General features: G+C 60.2%; 22 protein-coding genes. 6 read left to right on the forward strand and 16 right to left on the reverse strand.

Annotated features, from left to right (window positions below):
* Nucleotides 1-72: 72 nt before the first annotated feature.
* The 5 genes from AACU78_RS12165 to AACU78_RS12185 all read right to left on the reverse strand — a co-directional run bounded on the left by AACU78_RS12165 (nt 73) and on the right by AACU78_RS12185 (nt 5967).
* The gene (locus AACU78_RS12165; RefSeq protein ID WP_106576082.1) at nt 73-1689 is read right to left on the reverse strand and encodes an inorganic phosphate transporter; all 1617 of its coding nucleotides are present in this window, start codon (nt 1687-1689) and stop codon (nt 73-75) included.
* 265 nt (nt 1690-1954) lie between these two features.
* The gene (locus AACU78_RS12170; protein ID WP_106576083.1) at nt 1955-2977 is read right to left on the reverse strand and encodes a transporter; all 1023 of its coding nucleotides are present in this window, start codon (nt 2975-2977) and stop codon (nt 1955-1957) included.
* A 100-nt stretch (nt 2978-3077) separates the two neighbouring features.
* A complete protein-coding gene (locus AACU78_RS12175; protein ID WP_106576084.1) occupies nt 3078-4250 on the reverse strand; it encodes a GAF domain-containing sensor histidine kinase in 1173 nt (390 codons plus the stop codon).
* 184 nt (nt 4251-4434) lie between these two features.
* Entirely contained in the window at nt 4435-4740 is a 306-nt protein-coding gene (locus tag AACU78_RS12180; protein ID WP_106576085.1) for a PepSY domain-containing protein, read from the reverse strand.
* 99 nt (nt 4741-4839) lie between these two features.
* Nucleotides 4840-5967: a glycerophosphodiester phosphodiesterase gene (locus AACU78_RS12185; protein WP_106576086.1), complete on the reverse strand. Its 1128-nt coding sequence runs from the start codon at nt 5965-5967 to the stop codon at nt 4840-4842.
* 232 nt (nt 5968-6199) lie between these two features.
* Here AACU78_RS12185 and AACU78_RS12190 point away from each other — a divergent pair, with 232 nt between their 5' ends.
* A complete protein-coding gene (locus AACU78_RS12190; RefSeq protein ID WP_106576087.1) occupies nt 6200-6523 on the forward strand; it encodes a DUF2025 family protein in 324 nt (107 codons plus the stop codon).
* Between the two features lie 132 nt (nt 6524-6655).
* Here AACU78_RS12190 and AACU78_RS12195 read toward each other — a convergent pair whose 3' ends face one another.
* A complete protein-coding gene (locus AACU78_RS12195) occupies nt 6656-6976 on the reverse strand; it encodes an antibiotic biosynthesis monooxygenase family protein (protein ID WP_106576088.1) in 321 nt (106 codons plus the stop codon).
* Nucleotides 6973-7680, reverse strand: a complete 708-nt coding sequence (locus AACU78_RS12200) for a CTP synthase C-terminal region-related (seleno)protein (protein WP_106576089.1) — start codon at nt 7678-7680, stop codon at nt 6973-6975. Before AACU78_RS12200 ends, AACU78_RS12195 begins: the two co-directional genes overlap by 4 nt.
* Before the next feature lie 80 nt (nt 7681-7760).
* Here AACU78_RS12200 and AACU78_RS12205 point away from each other — a divergent pair, with 80 nt between their 5' ends.
* Nucleotides 7761-8639 carry a LysR family transcriptional regulator gene (locus tag AACU78_RS12205; RefSeq protein WP_106576090.1) on the forward strand — a complete coding sequence of 293 codons (879 nt, stop codon included), beginning with the start codon at nt 7761-7763 and terminating at the stop codon, nt 8637-8639.
* A gap of 297 nt (nt 8640-8936) precedes the next feature.
* Here AACU78_RS12205 and AACU78_RS12210 read toward each other — a convergent pair whose 3' ends face one another.
* The 4 genes from AACU78_RS12210 to AACU78_RS12225 form a co-directional block, all read right to left on the reverse strand.
* A complete protein-coding gene (locus AACU78_RS12210) occupies nt 8937-9455 on the reverse strand; it encodes a DUF1003 domain-containing protein (RefSeq protein WP_106576091.1) in 519 nt (172 codons plus the stop codon).
* 76 nt (nt 9456-9531) lie between these two features.
* Complete coding sequence (locus tag AACU78_RS12215) at nt 9532-10851, reverse strand: methyl-accepting chemotaxis protein (RefSeq protein WP_106576092.1); 1320 nt, start codon at nt 10849-10851, stop codon at nt 9532-9534.
* Nucleotides 10852-11115: 264 nt separating this feature from the next.
* Nucleotides 11116-12174, reverse strand: a complete 1059-nt coding sequence (locus tag AACU78_RS12220; protein ID WP_106576093.1) for a diguanylate cyclase — start codon at nt 12172-12174, stop codon at nt 11116-11118.
* 193 nt (nt 12175-12367) lie between these two features.
* The gene (locus AACU78_RS12225) at nt 12368-12991 is read right to left on the reverse strand and encodes a TetR/AcrR family transcriptional regulator (RefSeq protein ID WP_106576094.1); all 624 of its coding nucleotides are present in this window, start codon (nt 12989-12991) and stop codon (nt 12368-12370) included.
* A 122-nt stretch (nt 12992-13113) separates the two neighbouring features.
* Between AACU78_RS12225 and AACU78_RS12230 the strand changes: the two genes are divergently transcribed.
* Together AACU78_RS12230 and AACU78_RS12235 are read left to right on the forward strand one after the other, a co-directional pair.
* The gene (locus tag AACU78_RS12230) at nt 13114-14172 is read left to right on the forward strand and encodes an MBL fold metallo-hydrolase (protein ID WP_106576095.1); all 1059 of its coding nucleotides are present in this window, start codon (nt 13114-13116) and stop codon (nt 14170-14172) included.
* 137 nt (nt 14173-14309) lie between these two features.
* Nucleotides 14310-15014, forward strand: a complete 705-nt coding sequence (locus AACU78_RS12235; RefSeq protein ID WP_250212158.1) for a hypothetical protein — start codon at nt 14310-14312, stop codon at nt 15012-15014.
* Nucleotides 15015-15038: 24 nt separating this feature from the next.
* Here AACU78_RS12235 and AACU78_RS12240 read toward each other — a convergent pair whose 3' ends face one another.
* Nucleotides 15039-15830, reverse strand: a complete 792-nt coding sequence (locus AACU78_RS12240; protein ID WP_106576096.1) for an SDR family NAD(P)-dependent oxidoreductase — start codon at nt 15828-15830, stop codon at nt 15039-15041.
* Between the two features lie 114 nt (nt 15831-15944).
* Here AACU78_RS12240 and AACU78_RS12245 point away from each other — a divergent pair, with 114 nt between their 5' ends.
* Nucleotides 15945-16904, forward strand: a complete 960-nt coding sequence (locus AACU78_RS12245) for a GlxA family transcriptional regulator (protein ID WP_106576097.1) — start codon at nt 15945-15947, stop codon at nt 16902-16904.
* 12 nt (nt 16905-16916) lie between these two features.
* Nucleotides 16917-17474, forward strand: coding sequence for an AAA family ATPase (locus tag AACU78_RS12250; RefSeq protein WP_106576098.1), 558 nt, complete (start codon nt 16917-16919; stop codon nt 17472-17474).
* Here the strand turns inward: AACU78_RS12250 and AACU78_RS12255 are convergent.
* From AACU78_RS12255 to AACU78_RS12270, 4 genes are all read right to left on the reverse strand, one after another.
* The gene (locus tag AACU78_RS12255; RefSeq protein ID WP_106576099.1) at nt 17404-17784 is read right to left on the reverse strand and encodes a helix-turn-helix domain-containing protein; all 381 of its coding nucleotides are present in this window, start codon (nt 17782-17784) and stop codon (nt 17404-17406) included. The two genes, AACU78_RS12250 and AACU78_RS12255, sit on opposite strands and share 71 nt — an antisense overlap.
* A 107-nt stretch (nt 17785-17891) precedes the next feature.
* Nucleotides 17892-18839: a hypothetical protein gene (locus AACU78_RS12260; protein ID WP_106576100.1), complete on the reverse strand. Its 948-nt coding sequence runs from the start codon at nt 18837-18839 to the stop codon at nt 17892-17894.
* Between the two features lie 173 nt (nt 18840-19012).
* On the reverse strand, nt 19013-20188 hold the full coding sequence (locus AACU78_RS12265) for an MFS transporter (protein ID WP_106576701.1): 1176 nt from the start codon (nt 20186-20188) through the stop codon (nt 19013-19015).
* 146 nt (nt 20189-20334) lie between these two features.
* The gene (locus AACU78_RS12270; protein ID WP_106576101.1) at nt 20335-21156 is read right to left on the reverse strand and encodes an ABC transporter substrate-binding protein; all 822 of its coding nucleotides are present in this window, start codon (nt 21154-21156) and stop codon (nt 20335-20337) included.
* Nucleotides 21157-21159: the final 3 nt, after the last annotated feature.

A 21159-nucleotide genomic window follows, 5' to 3' on the forward strand; every position in this document is an offset into this window, starting at 1 on the left:
AGCCAGCCTATTCGGTACTGACACACCGCCTTCGCGAGCAAGCCCGCTCCCACAGTTTTTAACAGTGTTGTGTCAGAACAGTTGGGTGAACAGCCAGTACAAACTGCCCGACAACAGAATCGCCGCCGGCAACGTTAGCACCCAGGCCATCAGCAAATTGCGGATGGTCTTCATCTGCAACCCCCCGCCATTGGCCACCATGGTCCCAGCCACACCGGACGACAGCACATGGGTGGTCGACACCGGCAACCCGAACATGTCCGCTGCGCCAATCGTCAGCATCGCCACTGTCTCGGCCGAGGCGCCTTGGGCATAGGTCAGGTGGGTCTTGCCAATTTTCTCGCCCACCGTCACCACGATGCGCTTCCAGCCAACCATGGTGCCCAGGCCGAGAGCGATGGCCACGGCGATCTTCACCCACAGCGGAATAAAGCGCGTGGAATTGTCGATCTGTTCCTTGAACAGCTTCAGCTTGCCTTGGGTGTCGGCGTCGAAGCTGCCGACCTTGTCCTTGTCCATCAGGCGAATGGTTTCGCTGGTCAAGTACATGTCGTTGCGCACGTTGCCTACCGCTTCGGCGGGGACTTTGGCCAGGGAGCCGTAGCCTTTGACTTCGTCACCTATCTGGCCTGCCAGGGCGGCGAGGGCAGGTATCAGTTGCGGGGTGGCTTCCTTGGTGCGCACGTAGGTCGACAGGATCGGCCGTGGGTCGCCCGGCAGTGCTTGCGGTGCGCTTTTCATCAAGGCGACCTGGGTCACCTCGGCCACTGCCGCAAACTGCAACGACTGCTCGGCCGGCATGGTGCGGTTCAGCGCGTAGGCCATTGGCAGGGTGCCGACCAGGATCAGCATGATCAGGCCCATGCCTTTCTGGCCGTCATTTGAACCGTGAGCGAAGGACACGCCGGTGCAGGTGGCGATCAGCATGCCGCGAATCCACCACGGCGGCGGGGTTTCGCCCTTGGGCGCCTTGTACAGCGAGCGATTTTTTACAAAGGCGCGCAGGGCCAGCAACAGCAAGGCGGCAAACGCGAAGCCGATCAGCGGTGACAGCAGCAGCGCATAACCAATCTTGATCGCCTGGCTCCAATCGACGCCGCTGGTGCCGTCACGCCCGTGCATCAAGGCGTTCGCCACGCCGACGCCGATGATCGAGCCGATCAGGGTGTGCGAAGACGAGGCCGGCAGGCCCAGCCACCAGGTGCCGAGGTTCCACAGGATCGCGGCGATCAGCAAGGCGAAGATCATCGCGAAACCGGCCGAGGAGCCCACTTGCAAAATCAGCTCGACCGGCAGCAGGGCAATGATGCCGAAGGCCACGGCGCCGCTGGACAGCAGCACGCCGAGGAAGTTGAAAAAGCCCGACCACACCACTGCAAAGTGCGGCGGCAGCGAATTGGTGTAGATCACCGTCGCCACTGCGTTGGCGGTGTCGTGGAAGCCGTTGACGAATTCGAAGCCCAGGGCGATCAACAGCGCCACGCCGAGCAGCAGGAACGGTGTCCAGGTGGTGACCACCGTGCCCAGCTCGTGCATGTCGTGCATCAGGCTGTAGGCGGTAAACAGCAGGCCCATGGCGAGCACGGCGAAGAAGATGATCACCGTCACCAGGCCGGGTTTCTTGTCCAGCCGGGGTTTGGGGTCTGCGTGTGAAGCGGTGGTGGAGGCAGTCAGGGAAGGGGTGGCCATGCCGGAGCATCCAGTGTGGGGAGGATGTCGTTGATGATCATTGCAGAATGTTACAGAGATGCTGCGGTAAGTCAGTGTTTAGGGAATTGGGCGTGCCACTGGTCTACAAACCCCCACAAAAGTAATGTCAGAGTGCAATCAATGGGGGCGCTGGCTTGTGTGGGAGCCGGGCTTGCCCGCGATGCAGGCACCTCGGTGTTTCACAGACACCGGGGTGATGCTATCGCAGGCAAGCCAGCTCCCAGAGTTTTGTAGCATTCCACGGTCAGTAATCTTTGCGCTTTCTAAAGGCCCAGCGCCCGGCAATCAAGGTGAACGTGGCCACCAACGCCACCAGAATCCAGAAGCCTTCCGGGTCAGTGGAGAGCGGCACGCCGCCCACGTTCATGCCAAAAAAACCGGCAATGATGTTGATCGGCAACGCCAGCACTGTCACCACCGTAAGGGTGAACAGCGTGCGGTTGCTTTGTTCATTGAGGTTGGCGGCGATCTCTTCCTGCAACAATTTGATCCGCTCACCCAGGGCCATCAAGTCGTTGATGATCAGCGCAAACTCCTCGGTGGATTTGCGCAATTCCTTCACGTCCTCCTTTTGCAGCCACTGGGGCGGGCGATTGAGCAGGCGCAGCAACGAGCCCGGTTCCAGTGCCAGCAGGCGTTGCAGGCGCACCAGCACCCGGCGTGCGGCACCCAGTTCGGCGCGGTTGGTAGACAGGCGCGAAGACAGCAATTGGTCTTCGATGTGGTCGACGCTGAGGCTGGTCTTGCGCACGATCTGGGTCAGCACCTCGCCCTGGTCGCGCAACAAATGCACCAGCAGCTCCAGCGGCGAGCGAAAGCGTTCACCGGCTTTTACCGACGAGCGCAATTTGTCCACCGAATGCAACGGTTGCAGGCGCGCGCTCACCAGCAAGTGGCTGCGGGCGCACACCCACAGCGTGGAAATATCCGAGGAAACCATGCTGCTGAAGTTGAACACCACGTCGTTGACCACCGCCAGCAAGGCCGAGTCAACGTGTTCGATGCGCGTAGAGCGTGAGCCTTCGTGCAAGGCTTCGAAAAACTCTTCCGGCAGCGCCAGATGTGTCTGCATCCAGCGCTCGCACGCGGCGTGCGCCAGGTTCAGGTGCAGCCACAGAAACTCATCCGGGTTGTGCGGCGCCTGCAAGGCTGCGAGCGCCGTGGCCGAATCAATCTGCTCGCCCTTTTCGCCGGGTCGAAAACGAAAACCGTAAAGCAGGCCAAACAGATCGGGATCCTGATGGCCGTGGTCGATGCTGTGGTTCATGGAGGCTCGCAGAGAAAGCGCCTGTAGGACGTTTCACAGGTTCGCGTGGGCGAATCATTGCAAGGCCGGATGACGATTTTGTGACGGTATGAAAACGAGTTCAGCGGGTTTTCAGTGTGAAGGTGAAGCGCGTGCCATTTTCTGCGCAGGACGATACCTGCAGCTGTCCGCCGTGGGCATCGGCAATCTGCTTGACGATATACAAACCCAGGCCGAGGCCGGCTTGTGGCGTGTCCCTGAGCGGCCGCGAGTAGGGCTGAAAGAGCCGAGGTAAAGCCAGTTCGTCGATCTGGCCGGGGTTCTTCACGGTCAGCGTGAAGTGGTCATGCTCAATCCGCGCCGTGACCTCCACCGGACCGTCGTGGCTACCATGATGGATGGCGTTGGCCACCAGGTTGGAGAGCAATTGCGCCAGCCGATCGCGGTCGCCGTAGACGCCACGCAGGTCGCCGATGTCGGCCTTGATCAAGCGTTGCGGGTGCACGCTTTGCACTTCGAAGACCACGTGTCGAAAAGCGTCCTGCAAATCCAGGCAATCATTGAGGTGCAGCGGAATGCCGCTGCCCATGCGCCCGCGAGCGAAATCCAGTACATCTTCGACCAGTTGCGACGCGCGCCGGCCACTGGCGAGGATGTGCCGTACGAGCGGGTCGGTCGCCGCGTTGGGGTGTTTGCGCAGTAGCCGCTCGGCACCGAAGTTGATGGCGAACAGCGGGTTGCGCAGGTCATGGCCGAGCACGGCGATGAATTGCTCGCGCAGTTCGGCCGTGCCGCGTTCTTCCTGCAATTGCGCCTGGGTATCCTGCAAATCCTCCTCGGCTTCGATCTGCAAGGACAGCACCCGGGCGAACGACTCCATGGTCGATTGGATCGTGCTGCTGCGCAGCTGCGCCGGGTTGGGGTCCAACGCGCAAATAGTGCCGAAAAAGCGCCCGTCAGTGCGGAACACCGGCACCGAGATGTAGCTTTCAAACTGGTACATGCGCGGGGTGTGGTGGTCGTGGTAGCGCGGGTCTTCGCTGGCCTTGTCGATCACCACGGAGACGTGGGAACCCCGGATTTCGTGACAGATAGTCGTGGAAAGGTCCAGCTCGCCACCCACACCGAGGCCGAACTCCAATTGATCGAGCACAGCGCAGGCGGTCCAGGTGTCCTCGGTCACGCGCGCCACGGCGGCAAAACGCAGGCCGGTCATGTCGCTGATGACTTTGAGCATCGCAGGTACGGCACTGATACGGCCAATAGTGGCGATGTCGGCGGCTTTCTGCCCCATGCAGCGGTCTCTATAGGGAGGAGGGTGGGCGTTGTGCCCACGTTAATGAGTGGGATTCTAGCGACCTTGCGCGTTGTAGGTGTAATTTCATTAACTATGTGGGTACTTTTCCTGCCTCTGGCTTTCCAGCGCGCATAAAAAAACCGCGCCACTTAAAAGTGGCGCGGTTTTTTTGGCGGTTGACTCAAGTGTCTTGCTTGTTTTCCAGCACCGCGCCGGTCTTGGCGTCGAGCTTGACTTCAAAGCGCTTGCCAGCGGTGTCGGTCACGTCAACTTCGTAAACCAGTACACCGTTTTTGTGGTCCAGCTCGGTGTCGGTGATGCTGGCGCCGGGGTGAGTGGCCACGGCGGCGGCGTTGAGTTTCTCGAACGGCATGACTGCGCCGGATTTGAGCAGGCCTTCAATGTGGTCCGGACGAACGTCCGCCTGGGCCAGGCCGGCAGTCAGGGTCAGGGCGGTAGCGGCAAACAGGGCGGTCAGGGTTTTCATGGTGTGTCCTTCTGGGTGAGCTGTTTAAGTGGCGCCAGATTAACCAGCGCAACTTAATTCATCCTTAATGGCGAACCGACACCTATTGCGGCCTGACGCTTAGTACCCGTTGTCCTTAAGCAGGTCCTGCACACTCGACGACGGCCAGCGCTTGTAGAACTTCAGCAGTTCGGCGGCGCGGTTGGTGAAGATGCCATCGACGCCAGCGGCCATCACTTTCTCGAAGTCCACGGGTTCATCGACGGTATAGACGTGCACCAGCAAGCCTTTGTCGTGGGTCAGCTTGTTCATTTGTGGCTTCACCAGGTCGGTGTAGCTCTGGTCGCCATGGTTGGTCAGTTCGGCCGATGGGCCGGTGCCGATGGCGCCGAGGCTCTTGGCTTCGTCGACCCACTTTTCAAACTCGGCAGCGTCTTTCGGCTCTTGCTTGGCGTAGTAGGCCGCTTTGGTGGTCTCGCCGGATTCGGCGAATGTCTGCGCGGACTTCGGCTCGATGCTGCCTGGGCCGACCCACAGCAGCAGGATTTTCGGGGTGTTGGGCATTTCTTTCTGCAGCTCTTTCAAGCTGTCTTTTTCAAACGTTTGCAGCACCACGCGGCCCTTGCCCTGGCCGACGCCCGTGTTGCTCTTGCCCAGCTTGGAGCCGGCAGAGCTCAACCAGCCCTTGTCCAGCAGCTTGTTTTTCAGGTCGGCTTCGATGCCCGGAAATTGCTTGGGCTCTTTGGTTTCGATGTACAGGCCGGGTTTGTGCTGCGGGTTGCCTTCGGCGATCTTGATGATTTCGTCCAGGCTCTGGATTTTCAGGCCGACGAACGCTGGGCGCGCACGATCCGGGTAGGCGGCGTTGAACCAGCTGCCAGCGTCCAGGGTGCGCAGTTCGGCCCAGGTGAACTCGTTGGCCGGGGCGTCTTTGCGCTCGGGGAACTTGGTGGCCACGTCGGTGGTGCGCTGCAGGTTGTTGTCGTGCAGGGCGAACAGCACGCCGTCTTTACTGCGCTGCAGGTCCATTTCCAGGTAGTCGGCGCCCAGGTCGCGAGCGAGCTTGTAGGAAGCCGCGGTGGATTCGGGAGCGTCGTAGGAAGCGCCACGGTGCGCAATGACGGCCGGGTACGGAATGCCTTCGTTTGTTGCCAATTCAGCCGGGCTGATCGGGTCGGCAGCCTGTGCCTGGCCAAGGCCGAGCATCAGAGCGAGCAGCAAGGCGCTCTTGGTAAACGTGACAGGCATATGCGAAGTCCTTTCGTGGAGGTAACTTTGAGAAGGCGTCCTTTTTAACAATTGATTGCGAAAGGCGCTATCACCAAACCGACATTAAGGTGCTCAGGCGCCATTTTTCTGGGTTTTTTTGTGCTGTATTGCAGTATTCTTGGCCGCAGCAGCCCCGTCAGAGGGCCGTAATTTCTGCCACGCGTGTAAACCATCTTTCCAGTCCCAGTGGGACTTTTCAGTGAGGTTTACCATGCGTATCACTTCAGAACTCATCTGCCAGGCCGCCGACCAACTCCACGGTTTTGTCGGCCTGAACCGCAGAACCGGCCAGTACATTGTGCGTTTCAGCGAAGATGCCTTCGGCATGGACGTGGCCGATGACGGCATCATTCCTACTGCTGAGTTTGTCTGGCTGCCGGCCGCCGACCACGCCATGACCCTGTCGCGCGAACGCCTGCAGTTGCTGCTGGACCAGAACATCGACGACCGCATCAACATCTCCGAGCCGTTGCGCGTGTACATGCGCCGGGTCGAAATCCCGCAGATCAGTGCGTTGCGCAGTTTGGTCAGCTAAGCACCTGTTGTTTTGCAGGCAATCAAGATCAGAGGTGGGAGCTGGCTTGCCTGCGATGCAGACGACGCGGTCTCTGAGTAAAACCGAGTTGATGCCATCGCAGGCAAGCCAGCTCCCACAGGGGCACGCATTTCACTTCTGGAAGGTGTAGGCCCGCTCCACCTTGCACACCCGCGTGTGAAACGCCGAGTACCAGGTGGCGCGGCCTTGCTCGCGCACTTCGCGGTGCTCGGCCTGCTGTTTCCAGGCCAGGATCGCCGCCTCACTTTCCCAGTAGGACACGGTGATCCCCAAGCCGTCCTCGCGCGCCGATTCCACCCCGAGAAACCCCGGTTGTTCACGCGCCAGTTCCAGCATGCGGGCGGCGACCTGGCCGTAGCCTTGATCGCCCTCGGTGCGCACTGAGCTGAAAATCACTGCGTAGTAGGGCGTGGCGGGCGTGTTGGCGATCATCGTGACAACTCCAGACAGGCCTTGAGCAGAGCGATCGCCAAGGGGGGCGTGACGTGTTTGAGCGCGGCACGTTCCGGTTGGAACAGCGTGGCGACAAAAAACGGATGGTCGAGCAGTTCGATGGCGCGCAGATCGCCGGCCGAGTCGTGGCCGCTGGGGATCAGGTCGCTTTCCAACAGAGCGTTGGCGAACTCGGGGTTGATGCCGTAGCGGCAGCGATAACCCTCGTGGATATCCAGCGTGCCATAGGCCTCGGCGATGCGGGTGTAGGGCGTCAGACGCACGATGTCCGTGGCCTCCACCAGCGCGCAACTGAGCGGTGTGATCACCGCACGCTTGGCGTGCGGGGCCAGCTCGCCATGTTCGGCATCCGCCCAACCCAGCACGTTGCGGGCATATTCCAGCACCGCATGCTGAAAACCGCCGCACGTGCCGAGGAAAGGGCGCTTATGTTCGCGGGCAAACCGGATCGCCCGCAATGCGCCGTCGGTGTCGCGGTAGGGGCTGGCGGGCACACACCAGAAACCGTCGAACGCATGCAATTGAGGGGTGGGCGTGATCGAGTCCGTGTCGAGCCATTGCACGTGAACGTTCAGGTTCAAGGCGTCGGCCGCCTGTTGCAGCGCCACCGGGATGGCCTGGTGCGCGGTGACGTCGGGGTTGTAGTCGCCGATCAGGGCAAGGTGCAAGGTGCTGGCTTTCATCGGGTACGTCCCATGGCTTGTTGTGTCCTGGTGCCCACTATAGATTGGCGCTCACGCAATCAAAATTGGCGTTCGCCCACATGCTCAATGCAGCCACGCACTATCAAATCGATTATCCCGACCTTTCGCTGATCCTCGCCTTGGTACGCGGTGGCACCCTGGCGCGCGCGGCGGCGCTGTTGCGGGTGGATGTGTCCACGGTGTTCCGCGCGGTGCGCCGGCTGGAGGCCGCCTTGGGCCAGACCCTGTTTGAAAAAAGCCGCGCCGGTTACCTGCCCACCAGCCTGGCCAGCAACCTGGCGCAGCAGGCCGAGCACGCCGAACAAGCGTTGGAGGCGGCGCGCATTGGCGTGGAGCAGGGCGGCGAAGTGATCAGCGGCACTGTGCGCCTGACCTGTACCGACTCGGTGCTGCAAGGTTTGCTGCTGCCGGCGCTGGCGCGGTTCATGCCCGACTACCCGGCGTTGACCCTGGAGTTGAGCACATCGAATGATTTCGCCAACCTCAGCCGCCGCGATGCCGACATTGCTCTGCGCCTGACCAAGACGCCGCCGGAGCACCTTGTCGGTCGTTGCCTGGGCACGGTCGCTTATCAAGTGTGTGCCAGTGCCGATTTTGCGCGCCATCACGCAGGCCGCGAGTTGGCCGACCTGCCGTGGATCGCCCCGGACGACTTCCTGCCCGATCACCCCACCGTCGCCTGGCGCCGCGAGCATTTGCCGGGTGTGCGTCCCAGCTATCGCTGCAACAGCATGTTGTCGGTCACCGAGTTGGTACGTGCAGGCCTGGGCGTGGCGGCGCTGCCGGATTTTCTCTTGGGCGATGGTGTGCAACCACTGGGGCCGGCGTTGGCCGCACGGAACACCGCGCTATGGCTGTTGACGCGTCCGGATTGCCGGGCGTTGCGTTCGGTGGTCACGTTGTTTGATGAGCTGGGGCGGCATGTGCGGTTGCCGTGAACGGCATCTTTTGTGACTGGCGGGATAGTTGTGGCGCGCGCGGCTTGTTGTGGCGGGCGGGCTGCTGTGGCGGGCTTGTTGCGGCGAGCGGTCTTGTTGTGGCGAGCGGGCTTGCCCCGCGTTGGGGCGCGAAGCGGCCCCAGATAGGCCAACGCGATGCTTCAGGTAAACCGCGGTGTCAGGTTTTGGGGCTGCTTTGCAGCCCAACGCGGGGCAAGCCCGCTCGCCACAGCAGCTCGCTCGCTACAACAAGCCCGCTCGCCATAACAGGCTTTCCTTAAGGCAACTGCGTTGCCCTCAGGGTTTACGCATGAACTGCTCATGCATCTCGCAGGTCAGGGTCTCGATACGCTCGGTCAGTTGCTTGGTCATTTCTGTCAGGCGGGTGTTCTGCTCCAGCAGTTCCAGCAACTGCTTGGTGGTTTGTTCGGCTTGGGCCTGGCGCTCGGTGTTGGCGATGGCCAGCGCCTCGCGGTGCTGCGCATCGGCGTCGGACTGGGCTTTGTCGCGGGCGGCCTGGCGTGTCTGGGCCAGCAGGATCAGCGGCGCGGCATAGGCCGATTGCAGGCTGAAGGCCAGGTTGAGCAGGATGAACGGGTACACGTCGAAGTGGGTGATGCCGGTCATGTTCAGCACCACCCACAAGATCACGATCGCGGTTTGCGCGCCGAGAAAGGTGGGCGTACCAAAGAAGCGCGCGAACGCTTCGGCCTTGAGCGCAAAGGTGTCGTTGCCGAAGGTCGGCGCCAGGTGGGCGTGGCCTCGGTGGAAACGCAGGTGATCGACGGGGACTGCTTCTGGCTTGTCTGGGGTCATGGCGGGCTCGAATCCTTGGCGTAAAGACTAGTCAGCACTATAGACCGAGCCCCCGGGCAGACACATGAAGATCAGGTCAGTTGTTGCCCCGCTCATTGGCAAACGCGCTCACCGCCTGCACAGCCTCGCCCGTGCCTTCGCGAATCTGCAGGATCACCGTGCCGGCCTGGTTGGCCAACTCCACACCTTGAGCGGCGCGGTCGCGAGTCCCTTCCATGCTGTCGATGGCTTGGCGGGTTTCCTCCTGGATCATCGCGATCATGCTGGAGATTTCCGCCGTCGAGCCGCTGGTGCGTGCCGCCAATTGCCGCACTTCGTCGGCCACCACGGCAAAGCCACGGCCTTGTTCGCCAGCGCGCGCCGCTTCGATGGCGGCGTTGAGGGCCAGCAGGTTGGTCTGGTCGGCGATGCCGCGGATGGTGTTGACGATGGCCGTGATCTGCTGCGAACGCTCGCCCAGCTTGGCGATCAGTTGCGAGGAGCCATCGATGTCGGCAGCAATCTCGCGCATGCCGCTGGCGGTTTGCTGGATCACATCAGCGCCCTTTTCAGCGATATCCCGAGTGTTCAGCGAGATGTGATAAGCCTGGGCAGCGCTGGCGGCGTCGGCGGCATGCTGTTGCACTCTGGCGGTGATGTCGGAGGCAAACTTCACCACTTTGCACAGGCGCCCGCTGGCGTCGTACACCGGGTTGTAGTTGGCCTCCAGCCACACCGTCTGACCGTTTTTGTCGATGCGTTCAAACTGGCCGTTGAACAGTTCGCCCTGGTTCAAGCGCTTCCAGAACTCACTGTAGGTCGAGCTGTTGGCCAGGTCCGGCTTGCAAAACAGGCGGTGATGCTTGCCCTGAATCTGCGCCAGGCTGTAGCCCATGCGCTGCAGGAAATTTGCATTGGCGGTAATGATGGTGCCGTCGAGGTTGAATTCGATCACCGCCATGGCCCGGTCGATGGCACCCAACTTGGCGTTGGCTTCGCTTTCGGCCTGCAGGCGCGGGGTAACGTCCATGGCGTATTTCACCACTTTGATGACCTGGCCGGTGTGATCGCGCACCGGGTTGTAGCTGGCTTCCAGCCATACCGATTGGCCGTCGCCGCCGACGCGTTCAAAGGTGCCCGACTGAAATTGGCCATTACGCAGCTGCGTCCACAACTGGTTGTACTCGGCACTGCGCGTGAACGCGGGGGTGCAGAACATACGGTGGGGCTGGCCCTCGATCTGTTCGGCGCGGTAGCTCATGGTCTTGAGGAAATTCTCATTGGCCCGCAGGACGGTACCTTGCAGATCGAATTCGATCACGGCCATGGAGCGCTCGATGGCATCCAGCAAGCTGGCTTGTTGGGCGTTGGTGTGTTGCAGGGTGTTGATAGTTTTTTTGTGGGCGTTGAATAGCATGTTCGAGAGCTCGGGGAAGCACGCGTCAGAGGTATCCATGAATATGCGCCTGCCCCCGTAGGGCACCAGGCCTTACGGTTGACTTGCTCATTGTCAGCTTCCTTGTGCTGACAGAGGGGGGTTGAACAACGGGTTCAGAGTGATCGGCCGGCCAAGAAGTTCGCCTTCACGGCGGTGGCATCAATGAGTAGGCGACCAATGGTGGCATTATGCTTCTGCAGCAGCACGGCGGAAGAGAAATCAGACGAGGTGTTGTAGGACGACTTAGGCGGAGTGGGCGACGACACAGTGGCTGACATTCACCCGGTTGCGGCCGGTGTCCTTGGCGGCATAGAGCGCGCGATCCGCGGCGTTGAGCCACATTGCCGCATCGCTGAAGACGGGTTGGAAGTCTGCCAGACCAATGCTCAGGCTCACGCGCAACGCTGGGATCTGCGAATTGCGATAGTTACTAAAGGTTTCTCGCATGTGTTCCATGACCAGCGCGGCTTCTTCCAGTGGCATTTGCGGAAGAATCACGCAGAACTCATCGCCGCCGTAACGGCCAGCCAAGTCATTTTCCCTCAGGTGTTGACGCAACTCCTGACTCAACTGGCGCAACACCTGATCACCGACGATATGGCCGTAGGTGTCGTTGATCTGTTTGAAATGGTCGATATCAATCAAGGCAATGGTGGCGTGGCCCTGTTGCTGCTGGCATTTGTGGAACTTGAGATTGAGCAGGTCTTTCCACGAGCCATGATTGAGCAGGCCGGTGAGACTGTCGACGCGGCTGAGGGCGCTGAGCGCGCGTTTGTGTTCCGAGAGTTTGATTGCCAGCTGATAGCAGACCATGCCGATCGCCATCGGATAAAGCGTCAGCATCGGCAGGCAGGTATACACCTGGGCAAGGCTGACGTTGGGATTGAACTTAATCCCCAACAGCGCCCACGCTACGCCGATACCGCCCGCCTGTGCCACCAGCCCGCGCAGAAACAGGCGCTTGCCCCCGGCCGCGACGTTGTTCATGGTCATCATCGACAGGATGGTCACGGTCGTCAGCGGTGTGAATTGCGTGGCCGCCGCCCAGAAACCGCCGAGCAGCGAGTCATAGAGCAAGTTGCGTTGTTCGGCCTGGTAGGGAAATTGCGAGCGCGTGGAGAGCTGGTACGCCACATGGGCCCAGGCGTAACCGTTGAATATCAGTAGCGCCCATACCCAGCCCGGCATGGCCAACGGGTAAAGGGCGCCGATGACGCTGATACAGCCGATACCCAGGCCGATAATCCTTGGCTTGTAGATACGTCTGGCAAATGACAGCCCTTTGCCTCGTCTGTTTTCCATAGTGTTCCGGGTCAGCTCTTTTTTGCAGATACGACAGCGTGCGTCAGCGGCTTGAACCGTTGATCGGATATTAGGTGGGAATATTGTCAGTTATTCACGTGGGAATAATCAGTGTCCTTCCAAGCCATTTGCGCAGCACACCGGGTGAATGCGCTAAAAACGACCTGGAATGTCGCTCATGCAACAGGCTTTGTTACGAACGGGCAGGGCTGACTTCGTAGCCGGCCAGGAACAGGTCGATGGCCGATTCGATAACGCTGGCCTGTGTGGCAGCGTCGAGGGTAGGTTGGCCCAGCGTAATTTGCGGCCAAAAGGCGAACGCCTTGAGCAGGCTCTGGATCTGATGGGCCGCAAAGGCCGGGTCGGTGCAGGCCAGGCGGCCGTCTTCCTGGGCCGCGCGTACCCACTGGGTGAAGCCTTCCTCGCGCTTGCTCAAGCGGTTGACCATGTCTTGCGCGCGTTCGGGCGAATGAATGGTGGCGGCGATCGCGACACGGGCCAGGTCGAGGAAGTTGGCGTCCGACATCATCTGCATCTTCGCCTGCAGCAAACCGCGCAATTGCTCGCGCAGGGGGCGGTCACTGGCGTAGCTGGCGTCCAGTTGGGCGACGCTGCTGGCCCACAACTGGTGCAGGATTTCTGCAAACAACTCTTCCTTGCTGGGAAAGTGGTTGTACACCGTGCGCTTGGAGACTCCGGCGGTGGCCGCAATTTTGTCCATGCTGGTGACCTCGAACCCGTTAGCCCGAAACTCGGTGATGGCCGCTGCCACGATGGCTTCGCGTTTGCGGTCGGTGAGGCGTTGGGGAGCAGTCATGGAGGGCGTTGGGCTCTTGGATGAAATTACACTCGGTAGTTTACTTGCTCCGGGTTTTGTTGCAATCTAGAAACTACACTGTGCAGTGTAATTTATGAGCGGACCCCAGGAGTCACTCTGTAATGGCCACGATTTCAAGCCGTCTCGACCCTTCGCCTGTAGCACTCAAGCCTGCCGAGCAGGAGCAAGGGCATTTCACCAACGATGCCCCAGTGCAACATGGCGGCTTTGGCAAGACGTTGCGGATTTTCTGGAACATGCTTTTCAACAAGCCGCGCAGCACGCGCCCTGTGGGCAAGATCCCGGTGCAACCGCTGACACGCGAGCAACTGCTGGCCGCTCCCGATCACAGCGTGTTCCGTCTGGGGCATTCCACCGTGTTGCTGAAAATGCGCGGTAAGTTCTGGCTAACCGACCCGGTGTTTGCCGAGCGCGCCTCACCGTTCAGTTGGGCCGGGCCCAAGCGCTTCCATCAGCCGCCCATCAGCCTTGAAGACTTGCCGCCGCTGGAAGCGGTGATTCTTTCGCACAATCACTATGACCACCTGGACCATAAGGCCGTGGTCCAGCTGGCCGACAAAACCCGCTACTTTCTCGCCCCGCTGGGTGTGGGCGACACCCTGGTGAAATGGGGTGTGGACGCCAGCAAAGTCAGGCAACTGGATTGGTGGCAAGGCACCGAGGTCGATGGCATTCGCTTTATCGCCACGCCGGCCCAGCACTTTTCCGGGCGCGGTCTGTTTGACGGCAACCAGACCCTGTGGTGTTCCTGGGTGATGATCGACGGTGCGCGGCGGGTGTTTTTCAGTGGCGACACGGGTTATTTCGACGGTTTCAAACGCATCGGCGAACAATACGGCCCGTTTGATCTCACGCTGATGGAAACAGGTGCTTACAACGTCGACTGGCCCCATGTGCACATGCAGCCGGAGCAAACCTTGCAGGCGCATATCGACCTTAAAGGCCGTTGGCTGCTGCCGATTCACAACGGCACGTTCGACCTGGCGTTCCATGCCTGGCACGAGCCGTTTGACCGCATCATGGCCCTGGCCTGGGAGCGCAACGTTTCGATTACCACGCCGGCGATGGGGCAAGCGTTCAATCTGAACCAGCCTGAGCGTGGGCATGCGTGGTGGTTGGACGTGGAAACTCAAGGTGCGAAAGAGCCCGCGGCGGGCTGACGTTTGGGGCCGTAGGAAAATGAGTTTTCAGGGTATTTCAGCCCTGCGACAACCATCAGGTCCGAGTGCGATGATCCCGCACGGTCATTGTCGGGGTGCGGGTTCTGATGGAAAAAAACTGTAGGGAGCATTGGCGATTGGGCCTGCCTTGTCGACTTGGGCCTTCCTTGCCGGAAGCGGGTGAAGCGGGCGGCTCAAACGCTGCGCCGGCCCAGGCCCAACCCGATAAAGCCAACCCGGGCGGTATCGTCTTCGGCGCTGATTATCCAAAGGGTATCGCACTCATTCCCGGCTACAACGCCGTGGCTGCCCCGATAAAACCCGTGCGGGATCCTGCGCTGTCACTCGTCGCTTTGAGTGGTATCGAGCCCACTGGGCCTGTGATGGTTGAAGTGCCTCTGGTACGCAATAACAGCACTTTTACCGCTTCCAAGGTGCTCGCAGGGTGGCGCATCGGGTTCGCTGACCGGTATGTGCACGGGGCTCATTACGAACCGGTTGAACACAGTGCAGCCTTGCGCCGAGCGTTCGACATCCTGCAGCTGGCCGGTGCGCAATTGGTACCGGTAGATGCACGACGTGAAGACCACAGCCTTCAATTCTCTTTGCAAACGCGTGAAATCGACGATCTGGTGACCAGGCATCGGCTTGATGCCTTGGTGTCTGATGATCAATCTGCGGCGTTTCGTGGTGCGTGCATAAGCGGGTATCCCGCCGTTTGCGAGCCGTTGGCAGAGGGGGCGAAGCTCTGGTTTTATGGCGCTCGGTGGTCTCGCGATGCTTTGCACGCGTTGCTCTACGCCTATCGGCAAAACAACGCCGGCGGCCCAGGCGGCCACTGACCTGGGCTTCAGTCTATTAGCTGACTACACGCCGTAACGTGGGGCCGGGCTGCTGTGTGACAGGTTTGGCCCCAAGGCCAGGCGCGCGGTTTCGTAAGCGTCCCAATCCAGGCTGTCGGGCAGTGACGGGATGGTGACTTTTTCACCTTGTGCGAGCCCTGCCAGCGCGGCATCTACCAGGTTTTGCGTGGTCATGACCATTGTCTCGGGCAGGTTGCTCACCGGCAGGCCGGCAACATCCCAGAACTCGGTGGCGATGGCACCGGGCAACACCACTTGAACCCGTACTCCCTTGTCGCTCAGCTCATGCTCGAGTGATTCAGTAAACGCCTGCACAAACGCCTTGGTGCCTCCGTAAACGCCATTCAGCAGCTTGGGTGCGACCGCCACGATCGAACCGATGTTGATCAGGGTGCCGCGACCCTGGGCGACAAAGTTGGTTGCTGCGGCTTTGGCCAGGCGGGTGAGGGCCAGCACATTGAGCAGGATCATCGCCTCCATCTTGTCCGCATCGCTGTCCAGCAAGGACGCGGTGGCACCGATGCCGGCGTTGTTCACCAACAGGCTGATGCGGCTGTCGTCGTGCAGGATCTGTTCGATACGGGCCAGATCGGCCGGCAGGTTCAGGTCGGCCACCACCACGTGGATATCCCGTTGGGTGTTGGCGTTGAGCTGAGTCGCCAGTCGCTTCAGCCGGTGCTGGTTACGTGCCACCAATATCAGATCGTAACCCTGGCGAGCCAGGCGATCGGCGTAGGTGGCGCCAATACCCGAAGAAGCGCCGGTGATCAGCGCATAACCTTTGGATTGAATCATTGCAGTTGCTCCAGGAGGGCCGAGGAAGGAGGGCCTTGTTGCAACCAAGATTATGGGTGTAATGTCGTGGCTGCAATGTCGTATACCCCTCCTTTAGAGACATGAGGTTTGACCATGGTGTCTGTCGGTATTTTGCTGTTTCCGGGTTTCCAGATGCTCAGCCTGAGCACCAGTACGGTGTTTGAGTTCGCCAATCTGGAAGTGGAACAGCCGTTCTATCGGGTAGACCTGGTATCCGAGGAGGGCGGGCCGGTCAAAAGCTCCATGGGTTTTGCCATTGATACCGTGCCTTTTGGTCCGTACGACACGGTGTTGGTAGTGGGTGATAACGAAGTGCTCGACGCCACGCCTGGCCTGCTCAGCTACTTGCAGCATGCAGCGGTGACGTCGCGTCGTGTGACCTCTGCCTGTACCGGCTCTTTCCACCTGGCGGCGGCCGGGCTGCTGGAAGGCCGCAAGGCGACCACTCACTGGTACCACGCCCGCGCCTTTCGTCAGGCTTATCCCACTGTGAGGCTTGAAGAAGACCGCATCTTCACTGTCGACGGCCCACTCTGGACTTCTGCCGGCATGACCGCCTGCCTTGACCTGGCCCTGGCCCTTGTCGAAAACGACCTGGGTATAGAGGTGGCCCGCGAGGTCGCGCGCAAGTTGGTGATCTACCATCGCCGTGCGGGCGGCCAGTCGCAATTTTCCGCGCTGCTGGACATTGACCCCAAGTCCGACCGCGTGCAAACCGCCCTGATCTATGCCCGGCAACATTTACAGGAAGAGCTCTCGGTTGAACGGCTGGCCGACGTCGCGCACCTTAGTCCGCGCCAGTTCAGCCGCCTGTTTCGCAGCGAAACCGGCCACACCCCGGCCAAGGCGATCGAACGCCTGCGCATTGAAGCGGCGCGCCTGATGCTTGAATCCGGCGACCACCCTATCGACATCATTGCCCGCGACACCGGCTTCGGTGACCCGGAGCGCATGCGTCGCGCCTTCCTGCGTGCCTTCGGCCAGCCGCCACAAATGATGCGCCGCGCGCTGCAATTGCAGGCCCGATGCCCCAGCGGCTTACACTCAAGTTAAGGGGGGTAAGTTATGTGCCATAAAATTCACATCCTCGGCGCTGCGGGCGCAGGCACCACGACACTGGGCAAAGCCTTGGCCGAACGCTTGAAGGTGGTTTATTTCGACTCCGACGACTTCTTCTGGCAGCAAACTCCGGAACCGTTCACCGTTGCTCGGTTACGGGATGAACGCACGCGTCTGTTACAGGAACAGAGTGCCGGCCTCGAAGGCTGGGTGCTGTCCGGCTCGGTGTGCGGATGGGGCGATGCCATGATCCCGCAGTTCACCCAAGTGGTGTTTCTGCGCGTAGACCCGCCAGTTCGCCTGCACCGCCTGCAGCTGCGCGAACAGCAGCGCTATGGTGACCGAATTCTGGAGGGCGGCAGCCGCCATGAAAACAGCGTCGCGTTTCTCGCCTGGGCTGCTCGTTACGATGATGGTAACCACAGCCTACGCAGCCTGCGTCGGCATGAAAGCTGGCTGAAACCACTGAGCTGCCCGGTGATCCGGCTGGACGCTACGCACCATTCGGTTGAGGCGTTGGTGAATCAATTGATGCCGCTGTTGAGCCCATCAGCCGCGAAATGATGCCTTGTGCAGCGGGCTCGGCCGGGGCCTTGTCGAACTTGCGCGCACTCATGCCCCAACCCGGCGCAAACCCCGGGAAAAACACCAGACCCTCAGCTTCCAGCCGAAAGGCCAATACCAGGCGGGTTTCATCATCTACATCGCCCTGGCTTTCAAAGCGTTGCACCGTTTCGACCGCCAGCCCGGCTTGGCGGGCCAGTTCTTCCCGGCTCCAGCCAAGCATCGCGCGGGCCTGCACACTGTGCTTGGCGGTGAATTGGTGCAGGACGATCTGCTGTTCTACAAAAGAGCTCATTGCCAGAGAGGACATGGGGGTTTCTCCAGGTTCGACGGGGGAAGGCAAACTATACTGTGTTTTTGTACAGTTGTTTTGACCGCTCATCAACTGGATTTTTTTAATGGCGTTTGGGCCGCGCGTTATTCCACGCCCGGCGCTTCTCGAATGATCAGGTGATCCAGGTTCTCGATATTCGCGCTGAAGACCCCGAATGTCTGCTCGGGGTTTTTCTTGCTCGGCACCTGTTTCAATTGCGGCGTGACCCCATAAAAGAAGCAATACAGCGCCTTTTTACTGTCTGCCGCCGCCTTGATCTGTTCCAGGAACGCCGTGCGCTTGCGGTAGTTTTCGATGAGTTTTTTGCTCAGGTAGACGTTGACCGAGTAGGGCTTCTTGTCGAGCCACACTTTCTTTTCGAAATCGATGCGAAAGCTGGCGGTGTAATCCTTGATCGCCTTGATTTTGCCCCAGTAGATCAGGCCGTTGTTATCTTGCAGGTACTCGATCTTCTTGAAAAACGTCCAATAGGTTGCCGTGTGATCGCCGATCTTCAGCGGCATGCTCTTGAGTTTGTCTTTATCGTCGATATTCGACACATAGCATTCCACCGGGTGGGCGAACACGCTGGTTTTGTCTGGGGTAGAGTCGCTGGCGCTGGGGGACGGACGGATACGATTAGACGCAACCTTCGTGGGATCGTGTGGGGCGCCGGCTTCGGTGCCGGTCACGGCCGGCTTGCGCTCGTACTGGCGTCGCGTCAGTACCCATTCCGATGGGAAACTGTCCTCGCGCTCGTCATCAGTTTCGCCGGTCGCAGTCTTGTGCGTGCTGGCGTAGCGGCAGCCGTCAATGTGCTGGGTACTGGCCTTGTTCTTAAAATGCGGCGTGCGTTGATAGTTGACGTTTTTTGCGTTGAAGGTGCTGAGCGCATTGCCCGCATCGAACGCTGCGCGGCATTCATCGTTGGGGCACAGGAAGCTGTCCTTGTCGGAGTCGAAAGGGCTGGTTTCGTCGAAATTCAGGTCCCGTACGTCGTAGATCGACAGCTTGTCATCGAGACTCAGGCTGTAGGCCGTGTCGAATTTCATGGGGCTCGGGTCCGTGAGATGAATGACTGGATATTACGCAAAACTTCGCCGTTACGGAGATCAAAAAATCTGGGAGCGGGATTGTGTGGGAGCGGGCTTGCTCGCGAAGGGGGTGTGTCAGTTCCGAGTGCATTGATTGATCCACCGCGTTCGCGAGCAAGCCCGCTCCCACATTAGATAGGCGGTGTTCCGGCCACCCGCCGTCCACTCAGGAAACACAAGGTGCCACCCACGGCGGTCAACGCGCCGAGTGCGTAGAACATGCTGACCGGCGCCGCATTGATCAGCAGGTACCCGCAAATGACCGGGCTCATCGCCCCGCCAAACGCCGCCAGGTTTTGCGCGCCGTAATAACTGCCGCGCAGTGCATCCGGGGCGATGGTGTCGATGAACAGGAATTCCGAGGGGTAAATGATCATCTCGCCCAAGGTGAACACGAACATCGCCAGGCACCAGGTCACCAGGCTGTCCGCCAGACTGAAACCGATCAGTCCGACAATGAACAGCAACGTGCCCAGCACAATCCAGTAGCGCAATTGCTCGCGTTTCAGAAATCGCCCGATCTGGTACTGCATCAAAATCACGGTGATAGCGTTGCAGGCCAGCACCGCCGACAGAATCTTCAGCGCCTCGGCGGGCTTGTAGGCCACCAGCAGAAACTGTGACAGATAAAGCGTATAGCGCCCGTGGACAATGGTGCTCAACAGGCTGCCGCTGGTGAACAGGATCAGTGTGCGGTCGCTGCGCAGTGTGCGCAGGGTCGTGAGAAAACTCAGGGGTTTATTGCTGTTGTCGCGTTGCGTCGGCGCAATGCCGATCATCAGGAACACACTGCCCAGGGCGATGGCGCTGGCGATCAGGAACGGTGCCCAGGGGATCTGCCCGGCGATCACCACACCCACCATCGGGCCGGTGGCATAGCCGACGTTGGTCAGGGTGTAGCGCAGGGAAAATACTCTGGCGCGGTCGCCCACCGGCAGGTTTTCGCTGATGATCGCCTTGGAGCCGATCAGGAACAGTGCCGACGCGGCTTCAGTAATCACCAGGGTCAGGGTGGTGAGGTAGAGGTTGCTGGCAAAGGTCAGCAACAAAAATCCGATGGCGCTGGAAAGCATGGCCAGGATCAGCAGCTTGCGCTTTTCCAGGCGGTCAATGACGTAGCCGCCATAGAGGCCGAGCAGCGTGGCGATGAACACGGCGATGCCCATCAGCAAGCCGATGTCCTGCTGGTTGAGGCCCAGGCGCGTGCTCAGCCAAAGGGCCAGCAGCGGACTGGTCATCGCGCGGCTGACGACGATGGTCACCGAGCAGATCATCAGGCGGCGGATTACCAGGGAGTAGGTGGCCACGGTGGGGCGGATGTCCTTATTATTTTTCCAATACAACACAATCAAATGTGGGAGCGGGCTTGCTCGCGAATGCGGTGGATCAGTCGGTAAATTTGTCACTGATACATCGCATTCGCGAGCAAGCCCGCTCCCACATTCAGATCAAGTTACTGCCCGGCATTGATGCTGATTTTTTCCACCGCACCCTGTTCCAGATCCCACTTCTTGAGGATCTTGCCGTACGTGCCATCATCAATCATGCCCTGCAGCGCCTCACTGATCGCCGTGACCAGCTCGGTGTTGCTCTTCTCAATCCCCAGCCCCGTGAACTGCTTGGAAATCGCCAGGCCCACCGGCTTGTATTTGCCCTTGTCCAACGACATCAAATAAGGAATCGTCTCGCTGCCCTGCATCGCCGCGTCCAAACGGTTTTGCTGCAATTGCGCGCGCGCGTCCGCCGAGCCTTCAGTGCCGATCACCACGATTGCCGGCTTACCCGCCGCCTCGCAGTTTTCTTTGCTCCACGCGGCAATTTCCGACGGCCAAGTAGTCCGGCGGCTGGTGCCGACTTTTTTACCGCACAGGTCAGTCAATTCCTTGAGGTCTTCACGCTTGGCCAGGGTGTACAGCTGCGGGCCGCTGGTGAAGTAGTCGATGAAGGTCACGGCCTTCTGGCGCTCGGCGGTGTCGCTCATACCCGACAGCACGATGTCGACGCGCTTGGTGGTCAGGCCGCTGAGCATCTGCTCGAAGCCGGTTTCCTGCCACTTGATCTTCACGCCCAGGCGCTCGGCCAGGGCGTTGCCCAGGTCGAAGTCAAGGCCAGTGAGTTTATTGGTGGCGGTGTCCTTGAAATCCATCGGCGGGTAGTTCGGCACGATGGCCGCGCTGATCTCACCCTTGTCCTTGATTGCCGCCGGCAATGCCGCGAATACACACGAGGAGGCCATCAGGCCTGCGAGCAACGTTGGGATAAACAATTTTTTCATGGG

This window comes from Pseudomonas sp. R9.37 (assembly GCF_963878885.1).
Taxonomy (GTDB): domain Bacteria; phylum Pseudomonadota; class Gammaproteobacteria; order Pseudomonadales; family Pseudomonadaceae; genus Aquipseudomonas.